This window comes from Rahnella laticis (genome assembly GCF_015644585.1).
Taxonomy (GTDB): Bacteria; Pseudomonadota; Gammaproteobacteria; order Enterobacterales; family Enterobacteriaceae; genus Rahnella; species Rahnella laticis.
The window spans coordinates 677,416-693,852 of record NZ_JADOBI010000002.1 but is presented as its reverse complement, the minus strand read 5'-3'; the positions used below and the strand labels follow the sequence as shown (position 1 = coordinate 693,852).

The window sequence follows — 16,437 nt, the reverse complement described above, 5'->3', positions numbered from 1 at the left end:
GCAATAGCCGGAGTTGCTGAAACATACTTTACAAGCGGCAGCGCGCAGTTAAAAAGCGCGGGTGTCCAGAGGGCGCGCGCGTTAACGCGCCCTTTGGGCCAGTTTGGGCGGCGAGCCCAAGGTGTTGACCTTACCAGGGCCGCCTTTGCAATAATCCCCGCATGTTACCGGTATCACATAAATCAAAAATCATAAGAAATTAATCATATCTCATAATTGTGACTCGCTTTTAACCACTTTATAACAAGTCCTCAGGCCACCGGACGGACTGACTTTTTTGAGTTTAACCCGATAAAAGGCAGGACGAAAAATGACGGCGAAATTATCCGTAAAAGAAAAAATCAGTTACGGTCTGGGGGATATGGCGAGCCATATTGGTCTGGATAACGTGATTATTTTCCTGACGTTTTACTACACCGATGTTGTGGGTTTACCGGCGGTGTTTGTCGGCACCATGTTTCTCGTGGCGCGCGTGGCCGATGCGATTGTTGACCCGGCAATGGGGCTGATCGCTGACCGAACGCAAACGCGTTTCGGCAAGTTCAGACCCTATATTCTCTGGCTGGCGCTGCCGTTTGGCGCGAGCTGCCTGCTGGTTTATGCGGTACCGGAATCCCTTACGCTGATCGGCAAAATGGTGTACGCCAGCGTGACGTACTGCGTCATGATGCTGATGTATACCGCCATTAATATCCCTTACTGCTCGATGGGTGCGATCATCACGCCGGATAACAGCCAGCGTATTTCGCTACAGTCTTACCGTTTTTTCCTCGCCACGCTCGGTGGCGCGATGTCGACATTCCTGATGATGCCGTTGGCAGAAATGATGGGCGGCGGCAATAAACTCGACGTGTATTTCGGAGCAATGGCTATCATGGCCTCGATCGCCGTGGTCATGTTTTTACTCTGCTTTTTCAATACCAAAGAACGTATCAGCGCCCCCCCAACGCATGCGAATTTCCTTTCGGATCTGCGCGACCTGGTGCGTAACGACCAGTGGCGCGTAGTGGCCGCGCTGATCTTCTTTAACATCTCCTTCGGCGTCGTTCGTCTCGGCGCGATGATGTATTACGTGACGTATTATCTGGGCAACGCCAGCTACTTTATGTGGCTCCTCGCCGCGCATATCGTTGGAAAAAGCCTCGGCAGCGCGCTGGTCAAACCGCTGACCCGAAACCGCAGCAAACTGTCGGCTTTCACACTGTGCGCCGTTTTAACCGGTCTTCTGAGCATGGCGATTTTCTTCGTTCCGGCGTGGATTTCCCTGCTGGTCGGCATGACACTGCTGGTCTCGACGTTCTATCAGGTCACCACCACGCTGATGTGGGTGATGATGTCGGACGTGGTGGATTACGGCGAATACAAACAAGGTAAACGCATGGACGGCACCGTGTTCTCCACGCTGCTGGCGATCCTCAAAATGGGAATGGCGGTCAGCGGAGCAGTCGTCGGCTGGACGCTAGGCATGAGCGGTTATGTCCCGCATGCCGTACAGCAAAATACCGCCGCGATGTTGTCCATTATCGCGCTGTTCTCGCTGGTGCCGGGCGTGTTGTCGATGTTCAGTGCGCTGTCGATGCGCTGGTACAAACTCAACGACGCCACCATGCAGCACATTAATCAGTCCAAAATCACCCCGGAACACGAGCCTGAACGTCAGACCACCTTGCATACACAGGAGCCCGCATGAGTGAATTAATCGCCGAAAATAACCGTATCCTCTGGCATTTCGATCAGCAAACGCTGGTGATTGAACCCTGGGGCGATAACAGTCTGCGCGTGCGTGCGACCTGCCGTCCGGCGCTCAATGACCACCTCTGGGCGCTGCTCCCGCGGGATGAACAACCGCAGGCTGATATCCGCCGGGGCACCGAAACGCTGACGCTTCGCAACGGCAACATCACTGCGACCGTTAACATCAAAGGGCAACTGGCGTTTTATAACCAACATGGTGAGCTGATTCTGGAAGAGTTCTGGCATCAGCGTTCGACGGTAGGGATCGGCGCGACGGAGAAGAGCCAGGACAAATACATCAGCGCGCTGAAAATGGATGCGCGCGAATTCAAAGCGATTCCCGGCGGAAAACATCAGCTAACGGTCAGGTTTGAGTCGCGTCCGGACGAGAAAATTTACGGCATGGGCCAGTACCAGCAAAGCTGTCTGGATCTCAAAGGTTGCACGCTGGAACTGGCGCAACGCAATTCCCAGGCCAGTGTGCCGTTTATGCTGTCGAGCCTGGGCTACGGTTTGCTGTGGAACAATCCGGCGATTGGCGAGGCGACGTTTGGCAAGAACATCACACGCTGGGAAGCGCAGGTCACGGAGCAGATGGATTACTGGATCACCGCCGGAGAAACGCCTGCGGAAATCATGCATCAGTATGGCCGTGCGACCGGCACCGCGCCGCGCATGCCGGACTACGCGACGGGTTTCTGGCAGTGCAAATTGCGCTATCGCACACAGCAGGAAGTGCTGGAAATCGCGCGCGAATACAAGCGCCGGAACCTGCCGATTTCGGTAATTGTGATCGATTTCTTTCACTGGCCGAATCAGGGCACATGGTGTTTTGACCCGGTGGACTGGCCGGATCCGAAAGCGATGGTGGCTGAGCTGAAATCACTGGGAATCGAGACGATGGTGTCGGTCTGGCCGACGGTTGACAGCCGCACCGACAACTATAAAGAGATGAAATCGAAAGGTTATCTGGTCAATACCGATCGCGGCGTTTCAGTGAATCTGGATTTCCTCGGTAACTGTACTTTCTTCGATGCGACACATCCCGGCGCACGCCAGTTTGTCTGGGACAAGGTGAAGAAAAATTATTTCGATCTGGGGATCCGCACCTTTTGGCTGGATGAAGCTGAACCGGAATATCGCGCCTATGATTTTGATAATTATCGCTATCATCTCGGGCCCGTGCTGGAAGTGGGCAATATTTATCCGCAAAAATTCGCACAAGGTTTTTACGACGGTTTACAGCAGGAAGGCGAGAGCGAAATCGTCAATCTGGTGCGCTGCGCCTGGGCGGGAAGCCAGCGTTACGGTGTGCTGGCGTGGTCGGGTGATATCCATTCCTCTTTCCATGCACTGCGTAATCAGATTGCTGCCGGTCTGAATATGGGGCTGGCGGGCATTCCGTGGTGGACGACGGATATCGGCGGTTTTCAGGGTGGAAATGTGAATGATCCGGCGTTTCAGGAACTGCTGATCCGCTGGTTTCAGTGGGGCGTTTTCTGCCCGGTCATGCGTCTGCACGGGTATCGTGAACCGCAAATCCAGCCGCCGGAGCCGTGGCGTGAGGGTATCGCGCAATGTAACAGCGGTGCGCCCAATGAAGTGTGGAGCTACGGCGAGGCCAATTATGAACTGATGAAAAGCGGCTTGTTCCTGCGTGAAAAACTGCGGCCGTACATCAGTCGTGTGATGGATGAAGCGCATGAGAAGGGCGATCCGGCGATGCGCACGCTGTTCTACCAGTACCCGAAACAGGCCAAAAGCTGGCAGGTGGAAGACCAGTATTTGCTGGGTGCCGACATTCTGGTTGCACCTGTTTTACATGCTGGCCAGCGGGAGCGTGAAGTCTGGCTGCCCGCCGGTGAAAACTGGATAGCCCTGAACGGTGAACGTTATCAGGGCGGACAGAAAATCATAGCCGATGCGCCGCTCAGTGCTATTCCGGTCTTTATTCGTGAGGGTACACTGGTGCAGGCAGAACTGGGTCTATAACTGTGCCTTAACGAGGGTGATGATCATGCTGCGGATGATGAGATTCCGCATGGTGGGCGTCATGATGATGGTCGTAATGCGGGTGATGATCGCGCGGGCGCGCCATCATGCAACCTGTCAGAGAAAAAACGAGGCTCAGGGAAAGAACGGTTTTTAAGAAATTGTTCACAACATATGACTCATTCAATATTCAGAACCGGCAGATCTCCCTTTGCGCAATGAAAGCGGAGATCTGCTTCAGATAAACGGGCTTTTGAAATCAGACGCGTGAAATCAGAAATCCAGTTCGCCACCTAAATACGCGCCATCAATAATGCGCTCATTCGGATTCCCTGCGCTGCCGTCAACGCCAATATAACGGTAACCGGCTTTTACTTTTAATGGCTGGAAGGGAACCCAACTGAATCCGCCGTCAGCTTCAACATAGATTTTCGCACGGTTATTTAAAGAATCGGGCGCGGCATAACCTTCAGCATAAAAAGCCAGAGAGTCAGTGAAGGGCACGGTAATACCGCCGCCGACCGGGAAGGCCACGCCTTCATTATCGGAAACTGAACCTTGCATATACACGGCTTTTGCGCCGAGGTTGATCATTGCCGGGCCAACAGGAATATTAAAACCTGCGCCTAACGCGCCTGCCTGACGTCCGTTGCTGGTGTTTTTTGCCCAGTTGCTGTCAAGGTAAAGACCGGAAGTTGCACGGCTCATACCGACATTGAGTTCGGTGAAATCAGTGCCTGCTTTGGCGCCCAGTTCTAACGCCTGAGCCTGCCCGGTGAAGGCCATTACTGCGACCAGCGTGCTGCCGGCAAAGAGAGTTTTCATTGAATTGATACGCATTTTAAACCTGTCATATGTCGTTTTATGTCTTCTGAAGCACCTGACAAAATAGGCCAGCCAGGTGCTGGTATGAAGATGCTATAAAACGACACGAGGCTTACTCACCTCAATTTATATCTGTAAAAACGACATATATAGTTTTTTATGCTTCAGTTCGCGATGATGAAGGTTTTAAATCTAAGTCAGTTCGCCACGCAAACGAACTGTGGCGCGTAGGGGCTGCTGATCACATACGCGCTGTCACGGATATTTCTTACCCCGATGTTTATCGATGTGCTGTCGCCGCTGTTTTCCAGCCAAAGCTGATTGAAGTCCGCATCCGGCGTGGTGTCCAGTGGTGACGGTGTCACTTTTTCAATGGTGAAGTGATAGGTTTTACTGTCGACCCGGACGCCGTGAGTAAGGTAAATCGTGCGCTCCAGATAGGTATTTTTCGAAGGTGATTTCACATTGCCTTCGTACTGCACAATACCTTTGTCCTTCCCGTAAAACTGAAGGTTTTCATTGAGTGAAAAAATTAATTGTCCTCGTTCGAGATCCATACTCCATCTGGCAAAGCCTTTACAGTTAAGCGACGGCACAGAATTACGCGGGAAGAGGAACGCCACAATTAAGGCGATGAAGACCACAGCCAGCAGTAATAGAGAAAAACGCAGAGGTTTCAGGTATCTCATGGTTTGATCCATTTATAATGATAAAAATTATCACAGGAGATAATTTCTCTGTTCTTCCCCAGGACGCATAAAGACAGCAATGTCCGCCGGGTGTCCAGATTGGACACTGTCACCTCACGGTTATAAATAATCACATTGTCTTTGAGACATTGAAGGCCATTTTTCTTCATGATATTAGCCACTTCCTGCATAGCATCCTTTTGACGCCGTTCAGAAATGTCCTTAAGAAATATCACTTCACAACCGCTTTCCTTGTGAGTTACCACTGTTTTCTCATCATGATCATCCTGATATTCCCACAACCCTAAAGCGGCGGCGCACAATACGGTCAGCGCCCCCAAAATGGCCGGCAGGGTTTTCTTTTTTGGCGCAGCCGTGACAACCGGCGTTTCAGGAACCAGGGGCTGAGAAAGTGGAAGCGGCGTCCGGGGTACCGGCGCGGTTTCTTGCTGCGTTGTCTCCGCTACCGGCATCACGCTGATGCGGGTATTCAGCCTGAAGCCGACTTTGGGCAGCGTCACAATCAGTTCATGGCAATCGAGCATCGCAAGATTGCGGCGCAGGATACTGACGTACTGGTTGAGATTATTGCCTGATGCCTGCAAACCGTGGCGATCCCACACGGTTTCCAGTAAGTAATCACGGGTCAGGTCACGCCCGTCCGATAACAGAAACTCCTCCAGAAGGCGCGACGCTGGCAGAGTGAGTTTTATAATATCTTTGCTGGCGGGATAAAAGAGCGACCCGTCGTCTGAGTTGAATTCTATTTTATTATCAATAAGATATTTCATCTGACCCTGTTAGATATCCATGAAGTCGTTCAAGTGATCTTCTGAGAAAAGGCGTCTCAGATTAAGAGTATACAAATTAAAAACCGATAGTCGTACTTCGGGAAAATATCGGTGAATTTTCTCTCCTTCTTACTGTTATCCATTATTTGTGTATGGGTAATTTTGTTGCCGGGGATAATTAATTATCCGGTGAAGTCTGCTGAATGAAAAATAAAAACCTATATATGCCCCCATCGGGTAATTAAATTGTCTGCTTAATTAAAATACGGTTTCCTGTGCTGCCTGATCACAACGTATCGGAGGGAGCAGGGCCACGCGCATTTTCTCCCGCCTGCACGGGAGCATTCAATGACCGTCAATTTTACTGATTTTCTCACTGCTTTTTCCTCGGCACTGGACTTGCTGAAACCGGAAACTCCTCACCAAAGCGCCCGCCGGGCCTACATTACGCAGAACATCGCCCGGCATCGTGGCCTCAGCAAGCCTGCTCAGCGGCGTTTGTTTATTGCCGCCTTGCTGTGGGATATCGGTAACGGCGCGCATTCTCCGGCGCATTGCGCGCAACGGCTGAGTAATATCCCGCTGCTGGCCGGATGCGCCGGTCTGATTTGTGGCGCAGGTATTCACAATGCAGAACACAGCCTGCTGCAACTGGCAGACGACCTCGCCGCCCTCAGCGTGTATGAATTTCCCCGCGGGCATTACCCCGAAAAGGCCATGCAAACCTTGTGCGATTCCATCGGGTGTAAATACGCGCTGGATGACGTTATTGCCCTGCGTGATCTGGGTTTACAGCAGGAATTCTGGAAGCAGCTCGCATCTTCTTCTCTCAGCACTGAAATTCGCCTGCTCGCACCTTTCCCCGCACACACTCTGACGGACACTGAGTTACTCCAGATTGCCAGCCTGCTGGCGCGCGTGATTGATACGCATTGTTGCTCGGCCATGGGTCATTCTTTCAAAGTTGCCGAACTGAGTGCTCAGCTGGGCGGTTTGTATGGTTTTTCACAGACGGGCATAGAAAAAATTCATATCGCCGGTCTGCTGCACGATCTCGGAAAACTGGCGGTCCCGGCGGCGGTGCTGACGCAAAAAACGCCGCTAAATGAAATGCAGAGAAAACAGGTTTTCCGCCATCCGCTGCATACCTGGGATGTTTTATCCGCAGTGCCCGGTCTGTGCGATGTCGCGCAGAGCGCCAGTTTTCACCATGAACGGCTGGACGGCAAAGGCTATCCTTTCTACCTGAAAAGCACGCAGCTGGATCTGGGCTCGCGCATTATTTCCGTCGCGGATAATTATGCTGCGCTGACGGAAGAACGTTGCTACAAGGCGGCATACTCACCGGAAAAAAGCTTTGCGATCATGGAAGAAAACGCCCGCGGTGGTGGGCTGGATGCGGCAGTCGTGGGCGCGCTGAAGTCCGGCCTCAGCGTTAGCCCGGACATACTCAGCGCATCGTCAGTACAGCCGTAACACTGACATTGAATTTCCCGGTCTGCACCGGCTCACCGGGAGCCCGGCTCAGTTCCGCCACGTAACCCGTCTCATGAAATGCCGCGTCCGCATCGGTACTGGCGGCGCTGAAATCAACATATTTTCCCTGTTCCGTCCTCACGCTCAGCCCGATGCCCGGCAGACTGGTTACGATGTGTTGCGCGTCAATCCGCTTGCCGTTGTACACAAAATGAATGTCCAGGTTGTCGTAATCCTCCGGCGTGTTACAGCGCAAGGGCAGATGAAAACGGACGCGGGAAAGCACCGGAGACGTGCCGGGCGTGGCGTCGGGGAATGTGACGTGCAGGGAATTACGGGTGATGCTGCACTGGCTGACGTTAAGCCGCAGCGCATTCAGGCCCAGCGACATAAGCGGCGCACCTGCCTGATTAAGGGTAAACAGGGCGGGTAAATTGTATTCACCGGCCTGAACCCGACCGGTTTTATACAGGCGGATCGCGAAATTTTTCATCGACGCCGGAACGGACGACCCCGTCAGCGCCGCGCCGTTGTGAAGGCACAGGCTTCCGTCCTGCTGGCAAAAGCTAAAACCAATCCCCGGAATATCCGTCTGATAAATGCCCCGGCCTTCATCCCAAACCGGGTGCGGGATCATCACATTAAGGTCAGCGTCGGGCAACACCGCATGGCTTAACGTGCTGGCAGGAAAGGTGCCCAGCAGCGTGCCGCCGGGTTGGATCTGTTTTACCGCAACGTTCCCGGCTTTAAGTAACAGGGTTTTGTTTTCGCTGGCCTGTGTCTGGGATAACAGAACCGGAGCAAGCAGAGGCAATAACAGCCAGCTATTGCGGCGCGCTATGAACATGATAATTTCCACAAAGTTGATGTGTCGGAAGAAGCGCCGGAGGTTGCCGGGCGGGGAATATGGCACAGCAGCTTGCCGTTGAGGGTGACGGCCAGCGGCCAGCGGGCTTTACTGAAATCCGCCAGCAAAATACCTGCTGCGCCGCCGGTGCCCAGTTCAGAATGACCGGCATCCTGAACGCTGACGCCGAAAGGCAGCGGCTGCTGTTTTTTATCGAGTATTTTGGAAAAACGCCGGTCGTGGCGGCGGGCATTAAATTCGGCTTCGATGACTGCGCCATGAGTCGGTATCACCCTTTTTACAGTCGAAGACGCATCGATATGTCTGTCGAGGGACTCAGGATCCAGCTCCACATCGTTTGCCCGGTAAGGCACGGCGTACGGGATCACCGCGTTGCCCCAGCGATCGGTAGAGATATTTTCACTGTTTTCAATTTTCAGCCCCGATGTCTGCGGGGTGTGAACCAGCACCACCGTGTCGCCCAGCGGCTGGCTGAGCGTGATGCCATGATGATGCACCAGCACGCCGCCTTCCAGGCCGAGGCTGGTTTGCTGATAACCCCGCCCCTGTGAAATCCCGGCGCTGACAATGCCCGCCGCACCGCTGTAATCACCGGAAATCTGCGCCGTTTTCTGGCTTCCCTGGCCGGAAAGACTGACGTCATAACCCAGCTGATTATCCTCAAGAAAAGAACCGTTCACCGAGGCCGTCTGCTGCGTGCCACCCCGCGAATCTGTCAGGGCGTTGTAACCGATGTGGTGTTTTTGGGATTCGCCCAGCGGGATGACGACGTTGAACGTCAGGCTGTTATCCGTAACGCCCTGAAGGCTTCGCTGATGAGTGTAGTAAACCTGAAATTGTGATTGCCAGCGGTTGACGCTCAGCCCGAGACGCGAACTGCGCTGATGGCTGCCGTCCCCGCGCCGGTCTTCGGTATAACGCAGCATCACGGTCATTGTGCCGATGCTCTGATCGAGCTGAACGTTGTACTGATCACGGTAGCGGATGCCTGCCGGGCTCAGTTCGGCGGCGCTGATCGCTTCGCCGACTTCCTGATAATTCTGGCTGTATTTGTGCTTCCAGCTCAGGCTCAGGGTGCTTTGGGTTTCGTCGACCGTGCGCACAAACAGCGTTTCCAGCTGTTTCCCTTGCCGCATTTTGGGGGTGCTTGCGGTTTGGGACTGACTGCGTTTAAGCAATAACGACAGCCCGCCGATCACCGGGATATTCGCACCCAGCCCGCCGCCGCTGTTCTGATAACGAAAGTTGCCCTGCGTCGCCATCTGCTGACCGGCAAGCAGGGTGAAGGTATTGCTTAACCCGTAAAAGGCGCTGGCCTGATAGATTTTTGGCGTAAGCATCAGACCTGCCGTCGTGCTGTTGCGATAGCGTCCGGCAGAGATTTCATAGTTAAAAACGCCCGGCGGAAGCAGGGCGGCAATGGCATTGAACGCCTGAGTAAAATGTTGCGTACTGCCATCGCTTTCCATCACGGTGATATCAAGATCGCCGGAGCTGCTCGCGCTGTGTAAATCCTTAATCAAAAACGGGCCGGGCGTAACGCGGCGCTGGTCAATCACAAAACCGTTCTGGCGGATGACCACGGTGGCGTTGCTGCGCGCCGTTCCGCTGATGACGGGCATGTAAAAACGCTGATTATCCGGACGCATTTCATCGCTGGAATAGAGCGTCATGCCGCGCAGTGAAACGGACGAAAAGATTTTGCCATTCGTGAAGAAATCGCCGCCGCGAAATGTACTTTTCAGCGCGGCGATGTCGCGGGTGATATAGCTGGCGCTGCTCTGATAATGGCTGCCCGCCTCGCTGCTGTAGTTAAAATAGCCGTCGTTGCGCAGCCGCCAGTTTCCCAGATTGATGCCGCTGCTGAGCGTCGAACTGGCGGTGTCATTTTGCTGACTCTGGCTGCCGGTATTGCGTTGCAGGTTCAGGTTGTAGTTGAGCCGCGCGGCGTTAAGCCCGGCCACCCAATTTTGTTCGGGCGCGATATCGCCTGAACCGGCGGAAAACCGTGCCTGCGGAACCGTCAGGGAAAGCTGCTCGCTTCCGGCGTCATAATTAACCTGGGCGTCATCCACAAAAGCAGCCAGCGGGTGCGGCCCTTCAGGGGAATGGTCGGGCGTAATGCCCCAGGCGCTGAGTTGCGCGGTGGTAAAAACGGGCTGAACGGAACCGTCCGCCAGCTGAAAAGACTGCGTGATCTGGCCGGTTTCCTGAGTATTGATCAGCAGAACGACCGGATAATTTCCTGCGATCATCTCGCCGCCTTTTTCCAGCACTGATGTATCCACGCCCTGCAAATTTCCCACTTTTTCCATTAAAGACATATCGAAGTCTTCACTGCACGCAACGCCCGGATAACACATCGGGAGCAAGAAAAGGGTAAGAAAATGCGGGGGGATTTTCATGATGGGTGCCGGGATTCGAGCCGTAAAGCCCGGTAACATCTGACGCCCGTGAGGTGAATGACGCCAGATGTTATTTCCCTATGCGTTACTTATATGTGAACGCAAAAGTTGCGTTGGACGTCAGAGCACCGGCGCTGACTGTGGCGTCCTGTTTCGCATATTCCACCACAAAGTTGATGCTTCCGTTACCCTGATTCAGGCGGTCGATGTAATCGGCAGAAGGCACGACGCCGCCATTCACCTGAAGAGGTGTTGCCAGATCCTGCTCACTGAAAAGCTCGAAGCCTACGCCTTTTGCACTGGCGGCATCGGTGCTGGCGTTGGTCAGGATATTCGGCGTTGAGCCATCGGTATGACCATCTATGGTCAGGGTCAAATCATCTGCACTGGCTTTTTCAGCGCAGTTCACAGAAAGGTGAAAACGTTGCTGATTTTCCGCGGTGGCCTGGCCGGTGGTGAGCGCGGCAACTTTCGCCTGGTTGATTTCCGTCAGGTTCACGGAATGATCGGTATCACTGTCATTGATGGTACAGGTCGGGGCTTTCACTGAACCATTGAACTGAATTTCAACCGAAGAAGCGGCGTCATCAGCGTGGACCATACCGGCGACCGGTAATAAAGATAAGGCTAAAGCACCTGCTAATACATTTTTATTCAACGTCATTTTCTTGCCTTTATAAATTTAAAGCGTGGAGACTCACTTTCCTTCAGAGAGGGTTTAAATCGCTGTGGGAAATTTTATTAAAATACATACTAGAGAGAGATGTTTTGTATTTTTGATACGCCGCCAAAATCATTGATAATATTGTAATGCACCTGATGGACTACGGCGCTGGCGGGAACGGAAATTGTCAGGGTGGAAAACGGTTCAACCATATTGGCGGATAGTTTGTTTTTGTCGTTACTGACCGGGCCACCCCATACTTTATCGAAGGTAATATGGTAAGGCGTCGGGTTGGTGACGATCAGTTTTCCCGGTTCCGCGCGCCAGGTCATTTGGGTAAAACTGTCATGAAGTTCCGGGTCTATCCCTTTCGGGCGGTAGAAAATTTTGATGCGGGTCTTGAAGGCGACAACCAGCTGCGGCCCGCTTTCTTTGGCTTTTTGCGGGATTTCCTTCACGTTCAGCCACATCATCGTTTCACGGTCTGACGGAAGATTACTGGCGTCGATTTTTTCAATGCGCAACGTACTGGCATTATTTCCGCTGATTTTAGACAGCGGCGGATACACAGCAAAACGACCTTCTTCCTGACCTTGATCGTTTTCAATCCAGGCCTGTGCCAGGAAATTAATTCGCGTCGGGTTATCGACTTTTACAGATTCCTGCGTTTTCGATTCAGGATATACCACCCGGGTTTCATTAAGAATAAGCGAAGCATGACAAAAGAAAGGAGGTAAATAAGTCACCAAAGCTAAGGTTAACGCCGTGACTTTTTTGCTGTTCATGTTTTTACCGGTATTAATGTATTAGGATAATTCGCAGGAGATTATTATAGGTGGCTGGTATCAACGCTTCTTCAACGGGTTTCTGCTGCCTGTTTTAGATGTAAATCAATTGATACCAGAATATTCAAATTCGTCAGTTATCACAAAATGGTTAACTTTTCGGGAGGATTCGGTAAGACATCCGCCGGTAATCTGATGCCATCGACAACTACCGCAACGGTGACGATGATGATCAACAGACGTAATTTCCTCTTAGGCAGCACCGCCGTTTCGGCGATTGCCGTGATGGGGCTTTTCCCCGGGGTCTTTACCCGCAAGGCCGATGCGCAGGCAAAAACTGAAACATTCGAAATTGAACTGACCGATGCGCAGTGGCACCAGCGCCTCAGCGAAGCACAGTATTACGTTTTGCGTGAAGCCGGTACTGAGCGCCCTTATTCCAGCCCGCTCAATAATGAGCATCGCGAAGGGCAGTTTGCCTGTGCGGGTTGCGCGCTGCCTTTATTCTCTTCGGCGACCAAATTTGACAGCCACACCGGCTGGCCGAGTTTCTGGAAACCGCTGCCTGACGCGGCGCTGACCAGCCGGGATACGACACTGGGTATGGTTCGCGACGAAGTGCATTGCCGTCGCTGCGGCGGCCATCTTGGCCACGTATTTGACGACGGCCCGCAGCCCACCGGTCTGCGTTATTGCATGAACGGGCTGGCGATGACGTTCAGTCCAAAAGTTTAATTCCCGCGAGGCTGCTATGAAAACAACTGTGAAAACATCCGAAAAAAGAGTGAAGTCGTTACGCAATATCAGCGTGATCGCCGGTCTGGTGCTGGCGTCTGCCTTTGTCTTTCAGAATAGTGCCTGGTCGTGGGGCGGCGCGGAAACGGCGGTGGTGATCCCCGCACCGGCACATGACGAACCGGCGGGCACATCACACAGTGAAACGGCCGTGTTTGCCGGTGGCTGCTTCTGGGGAATTCAGGGCGTATTCCAGCATGTGAAAGGCGTGACCAGCGCGGTGTCCGGATACGCGGGCGGCGACGCGCAAACCGCCAGCTACGAGCAGGTCAGCGGCGGCGATACCGGGCATGCGGAATCGGTCAAAGTGACGTTTGACCCGACGCAAATCACCTACGGCGAACTGCTGCACATCTTCTTCTCCGTGGGGCATAACCCGACCGAACTGAACCGGCAGGGGCCGGACACCGGCAGCCAGTACCGCTCGGCAGTGTTCCCGATGAATGCGGCGCAGGCGGAAGTGGCGACAGCGTATATCGCGCAACTGAACACCAGCAAAAGCTACAGCGATCCGCTGGTGACGAAGGTGGAAAGCAATGCGCATTTCTATCCGGCGGAGGCTTATCACCAGAACTTCCTGAATGATAATCCGGACTATCCGTACATTGTGGTGAACGATCTGCCGAAGATTAAAGATTTAGAGAAAGTTTTTCCGGGGGATTACCGGGAGAAACCGGTTCTGGTGACAAAGTAGAGCTTGACGCTCTGGCTTTAAAGTCAACACCTTGGGCTCGCCGCCCAAACTGCTCTCAAACGGCAGCTTGGCGTAAATTTCGGTTTTTCACTTGCAGTGATCGCTCAGCGGCTCGCGCCGAAACCGACCAAAGAGGCCCAGGACGGGGCCTCTTTGGAATCTCCGCGTCTTTTTACAACCCGCGCTATCGCTCGCTGGCTATGTTTCAGGTACCGCAGCTATTGCCGCGAAAACTTGCCGCTGCGCGGTACCTTCATTTCGGTCTTCGAGCCTTTTGGTCTCGAAACACTCATTCAGCAAGCTTTCTGAAAGCGGCTGGAGGCTTCTTCACGATATAACAATGGATTGGTTTGCTCCTCCCCCTGCGAAGGGGGAGGCCGGGAGGGGGTTTAGCAGGCAACTGAGCCGCTAAAACCAACACCCCATCCCGACCTTCCCCTCGTGAGAGGGGAAGGAGAAATTCAAAATCAGCCTGCATAAATCTTCCGAATTACATAGTCCTTGGCCGCTTTCAAAACGACGTCGAGTGAGTGGTGAGAAACAGCGAGAGTCTTTTTTTCGAGCAGGTTCGAACCCGAGGCGAGAGAACCGCGCAGCGGCGGCGTTTGCGGCAATAGCCGGAGTTGCTGAAACATACTTTACTAGCGGCAGCGCGCAGTTAAAAAGCGCGGGTGTCCAGAGGGCGCGCGCGTTAACGCGCCCTTTGGGCCAGTTTGGGCGGCGAGCCCAAGGTCTTGACCTTGAGTGATCACTGCAATTGAAAAACCGAAATTTACACCAAGCTGCTGCTTCAAAGCTGTTTGGGCGGCAACCCAAAGCCAAATCAAACCCCTTCCAGAAACTCCTGAATGCATTCCATACACGCTCCCCGTTCTTCCACATGCGGCATGTGGCTCGAATTCTCAAAAATCACCCACCGGACGTCTTTGATCATGTCGGCAAAGGGCTGAACCACTTCGGGGGCGGCTTCGTCGTAGCGGCCGGAAATCAGCAAGACTGGTACGTTGATCGCCGGCAGACGGTCGATGATCGTCCAGTCTTTCATGCTGCCGATGACGTGAAATTCGGTCGGGCCGTTCATGGCGTGATAAACCGTCGGATCGGCGTCCATCGCGGAGAAGGTGCGTTTTACCTCTTCCGGCCACGGGTCGAGACGGCAAACGTGGCGCGCGTAGAAAACCTGCGAGGCGGCTTTGTATTCTTTGCTGTCGATCGTTCCGGCCTGTTCGTGGGCGAGCAGGGTTTCCTGCACACCGGCAGGAAGTTCGCTGCGCAGGCGGGCGGCGGCTTGCAGCCAGAGTTCCATCGAGGCCGGTGAGTTGGCGATGATCAGTGCCTTCAGGCCGGGGGGCTGCGTAACGGCGTGTTCGGCACCTAACATTCCGCCCCAGGATTGCCCGAGCAGGGCGTAGTTTTCTTCGATGCCGAGATGGCGCAGGAGATTGTCCAGCTCTGCCAGAAACAGCGACGGTTGCCAGAAACCGGCCGGTTTATCGGGAAGATGCGTCGAACGACCATTGCCTACCTGATCGTAATGAATGACCGCGCGACCCGTTTCGGCGATGTCGCGAAAGGCGTCCACGTAATCGTGCGTGCAGCCCGGTCCGCCGTGGGCGATCACCAGCGGAGTCTTACCGCTGCTGAGATCGCCGCTGATGCGGTACCAGGTCTGGTATTCCTGAAGCGGCGCGTAGCCTTCAGTGATGTTGACCATTTTGTTTCCCCTGTCGGTGAATAATCTTCTCAGGGTAAACATCGGGGCGGTGCTGAACAGCTAGTAAAAAAGATAGGAAATCGGGCGGTCAGCTGTCCAGCAGGCGGTAATGCAGCGCGCGAACCACCGCCTGGACGCGGTTGCTGGCCCCCAGTTTACGGCCAGCAGTGTTGAGGTGCAGCGTGACGGTGGCCACCGAGCGGTTAAGTTTGCGGGCGATCTCTTTGGCCGTTAACCCCTCCGCCGCCCAGGCCAGACATTCGCGCTCGCGCTTGCTCAGCCGCACATGTTTGCAGGTCAGCACGCTGGCGTCGAACAGCGGAAAGACGCACTCCTGAAACGTCAGCGCCAGCAGGCTCAGCTCCGCCAGCACATCGTGAATATCCAGTTCATGCCCCGCGCTGGTGTGTATGCCGGTCACGGTGACAAACCCGCCGTTCGGCAAATGCAGGGGGACGGTCGCGCCGCACGGCATATTGTTATCACACATGTAATGCGTGACCGGTTTGTTGAGGTCGCTCAGACGGTTTTGCAGGGACGTGTTGTCCGGCCGCTGATAGGACCACACAAACGGCGCGCAGCTTTCCAGCGCGTAATGCTGCACCGGATCCACCTGATAGTAGCCACTTTCCAGCCACAGCTTTTGCATGTCGCCCGGCACGTTACACATCCGCAGCAAAGAGGGCGTGATCAGCTCGCCTTCCAGCGATCGCGGTACCGGCGTGTAATCGTAGATCAGGGCGTCGAACCCCAGACGCGACGTCTGCGCAAAGAGCTGGTTAAACGCGCCGTCCACGGTGGTTTCCCGTAATGGCGCTGCACTTTCTTTCACCGCGAGTTTCATGAATTCATCTCCGCAAGTTGCTCTTTCCGCCATGAATGTGCTGATCGGGCACCGATTTTGCTGCTGACCGGTTGTTAAGAAAAAGTTATGCAATCGCAGTGCCAAATCGCCGACGGGACAAACCTAGTATTTTTGCTAACTACCGGTGAGGTTTTGCTGAG

14 protein-coding genes are annotated in these 16,437 nt (G+C 53.9%); 5 read left to right on the top strand and 9 right to left on the bottom strand.

What is annotated here, in order from left to right:
- Positions 1-310 precede the first annotated feature (310 nt).
- A complete protein-coding gene (locus tag IV433_RS06305; protein ID WP_195813492.1) occupies positions 311-1,690 on the top strand; it encodes a glycoside-pentoside-hexuronide (GPH):cation symporter in 1,380 nt (459 codons plus the stop codon).
- The gene (locus IV433_RS06300; RefSeq protein WP_195813491.1) at positions 1,687-3,726 is read left to right on the top strand and encodes a glycoside hydrolase family 31 protein; all 2,040 of its coding nucleotides are present in this window, start codon (positions 1,687-1,689) and stop codon (positions 3,724-3,726) included. The genes IV433_RS06305 and IV433_RS06300 overlap by 4 nt, the downstream gene beginning before the upstream one ends.
- A gap of 273 nt (positions 3,727-3,999) precedes the next feature.
- Here IV433_RS06300 and IV433_RS06295 read toward each other — a convergent pair whose 3' ends face one another.
- From IV433_RS06295 to IV433_RS06285, 3 genes are all read right to left on the bottom strand, one after another.
- The gene (locus IV433_RS06295; RefSeq protein WP_195813490.1) at positions 4,000-4,566 is read right to left on the bottom strand and encodes a YfaZ family outer membrane protein; all 567 of its coding nucleotides are present in this window, start codon (positions 4,564-4,566) and stop codon (positions 4,000-4,002) included.
- A gap of 182 nt (positions 4,567-4,748) precedes the next feature.
- Positions 4,749-5,240, bottom strand: a complete 492-nt coding sequence (locus IV433_RS06290; RefSeq protein WP_195813489.1) for a FidL-like protein — start codon at positions 5,238-5,240, stop codon at positions 4,749-4,751.
- Positions 5,237-6,031: a winged helix-turn-helix domain-containing protein gene (locus IV433_RS06285; RefSeq protein WP_195813488.1), complete on the bottom strand. Its 795-nt coding sequence runs from the start codon at positions 6,029-6,031 to the stop codon at positions 5,237-5,239. Before IV433_RS06285 ends, IV433_RS06290 begins: the two co-directional genes overlap by 4 nt.
- Positions 6,032-6,379: 348 nt before the next feature.
- Between IV433_RS06285 and IV433_RS06280 the strand changes: the two genes are divergently transcribed.
- Positions 6,380-7,507, top strand: coding sequence for an HD-GYP domain-containing protein (locus IV433_RS06280; protein ID WP_195813487.1), 1,128 nt, complete (start codon positions 6,380-6,382; stop codon positions 7,505-7,507).
- Here the strand turns inward: IV433_RS06280 and IV433_RS06275 are convergent.
- The 4 genes from IV433_RS06275 to IV433_RS06260 form a co-directional block, all read right to left on the bottom strand.
- Entirely contained in the window at positions 7,482-8,354 is an 873-nt protein-coding gene (locus tag IV433_RS06275; RefSeq protein WP_195813486.1) for a hypothetical protein, read from the bottom strand. The genes IV433_RS06280 and IV433_RS06275 overlap by 26 nt on opposite strands.
- Entirely contained in the window at positions 8,345-10,699 is a 2,355-nt protein-coding gene (locus IV433_RS06270) for a fimbria/pilus outer membrane usher protein (RefSeq protein ID WP_195813485.1), read from the bottom strand. The genes IV433_RS06275 and IV433_RS06270 overlap by 10 nt, the downstream gene beginning before the upstream one ends.
- Positions 10,700-10,865: 166 nt before the next feature.
- Positions 10,866-11,444, bottom strand: a complete 579-nt coding sequence (locus tag IV433_RS06265) for a fimbrial protein (RefSeq protein ID WP_195813484.1) — start codon at positions 11,442-11,444, stop codon at positions 10,866-10,868.
- Positions 11,445-11,533: 89 nt separating this feature from the next.
- Positions 11,534-12,229, bottom strand: a complete 696-nt coding sequence (locus IV433_RS06260; RefSeq protein WP_229893234.1) for a fimbrial biogenesis chaperone — start codon at positions 12,227-12,229, stop codon at positions 11,534-11,536.
- A 195-nt stretch (positions 12,230-12,424) separates the two neighbouring features.
- Here IV433_RS06260 and msrB point away from each other — a divergent pair, with 195 nt between their 5' ends.
- Positions 12,425-12,964, top strand: a complete 540-nt coding sequence (gene msrB / locus IV433_RS06255; RefSeq protein WP_229893233.1) for a peptide-methionine (R)-S-oxide reductase MsrB — start codon at positions 12,425-12,427, stop codon at positions 12,962-12,964.
- A gap of 16 nt (positions 12,965-12,980) precedes the next feature.
- Entirely contained in the window at positions 12,981-13,718 is a 738-nt protein-coding gene (msrA, locus tag IV433_RS06250; protein ID WP_195813482.1) for a peptide-methionine (S)-S-oxide reductase MsrA, read from the top strand.
- Positions 13,719-14,541: 823 nt separating this feature from the next.
- Here msrA and IV433_RS06245 read toward each other — a convergent pair.
- On the bottom strand, positions 14,542-15,432 hold the full coding sequence (locus tag IV433_RS06245; protein WP_195813481.1) for a proline iminopeptidase-family hydrolase: 891 nt from the start codon (positions 15,430-15,432) through the stop codon (positions 14,542-14,544).
- A gap of 88 nt (positions 15,433-15,520) precedes the next feature.
- A complete protein-coding gene (locus IV433_RS06240) occupies positions 15,521-16,276 on the bottom strand; it encodes a LuxR family transcriptional regulator (RefSeq protein ID WP_195813480.1) in 756 nt (251 codons plus the stop codon).
- Between the last annotated feature and the right edge of the window lie 161 nt (positions 16,277-16,437).

Bases quoted from the DNA above. Each gene is read 5' to 3' on its own strand.
- IV433_RS06290 (WP_195813489.1), bottom strand. From the start codon at position 5,240: ATGAGATACCTGAAACCTCTGCGTTTTTCTCTATTACTGCTGGCTGTG.
- IV433_RS06270 (WP_195813485.1), bottom strand. From the start codon at position 10,699: ATGTCTTTAATGGAAAAAGTGGGAAATTTGCAGGGCGTGGATACATCA.
- IV433_RS06260 (WP_229893234.1), bottom strand. From the start codon at position 12,229: ATGAACAGCAAAAAAGTCACGGCGTTAACCTTAGCTTTGGTGACTTAT.
- IV433_RS06300 (WP_195813491.1), top strand. From the start codon at position 1,687: ATGAGTGAATTAATCGCCGAAAATAACCGTATCCTCTGGCATTTCGAT.
- IV433_RS06265 (WP_195813484.1), bottom strand. From the start codon at position 11,444: ATGACGTTGAATAAAAATGTATTAGCAGGTGCTTTAGCCTTATCTTTA.
- IV433_RS06285 (WP_195813488.1), bottom strand. From the start codon at position 6,031: ATGAAATATCTTATTGATAATAAAATAGAATTCAACTCAGACGACGGG.
- msrA (WP_195813482.1), top strand. From the start codon at position 12,981: ATGAAAACAACTGTGAAAACATCCGAAAAAAGAGTGAAGTCGTTACGC.
- msrB (WP_229893233.1), top strand. From the start codon at position 12,425: ATGCCATCGACAACTACCGCAACGGTGACGATGATGATCAACAGACGT.
- IV433_RS06295 (WP_195813490.1), bottom strand. From the start codon at position 4,566: ATGCGTATCAATTCAATGAAAACTCTCTTTGCCGGCAGCACGCTGGTC.
- IV433_RS06240 (WP_195813480.1), bottom strand. From the start codon at position 16,276: ATGAAACTCGCGGTGAAAGAAAGTGCAGCGCCATTACGGGAAACCACC.
- IV433_RS06280 (WP_195813487.1), top strand. From the start codon at position 6,380: ATGACCGTCAATTTTACTGATTTTCTCACTGCTTTTTCCTCGGCACTG.
- IV433_RS06245 (WP_195813481.1), bottom strand. From the start codon at position 15,432: ATGGTCAACATCACTGAAGGCTACGCGCCGCTTCAGGAATACCAGACC.
- IV433_RS06275 (WP_195813486.1), bottom strand. From the start codon at position 8,354: ATGTTCATAGCGCGCCGCAATAGCTGGCTGTTATTGCCTCTGCTTGCT.
- IV433_RS06305 (WP_195813492.1), top strand. From the start codon at position 311: ATGACGGCGAAATTATCCGTAAAAGAAAAAATCAGTTACGGTCTGGGG.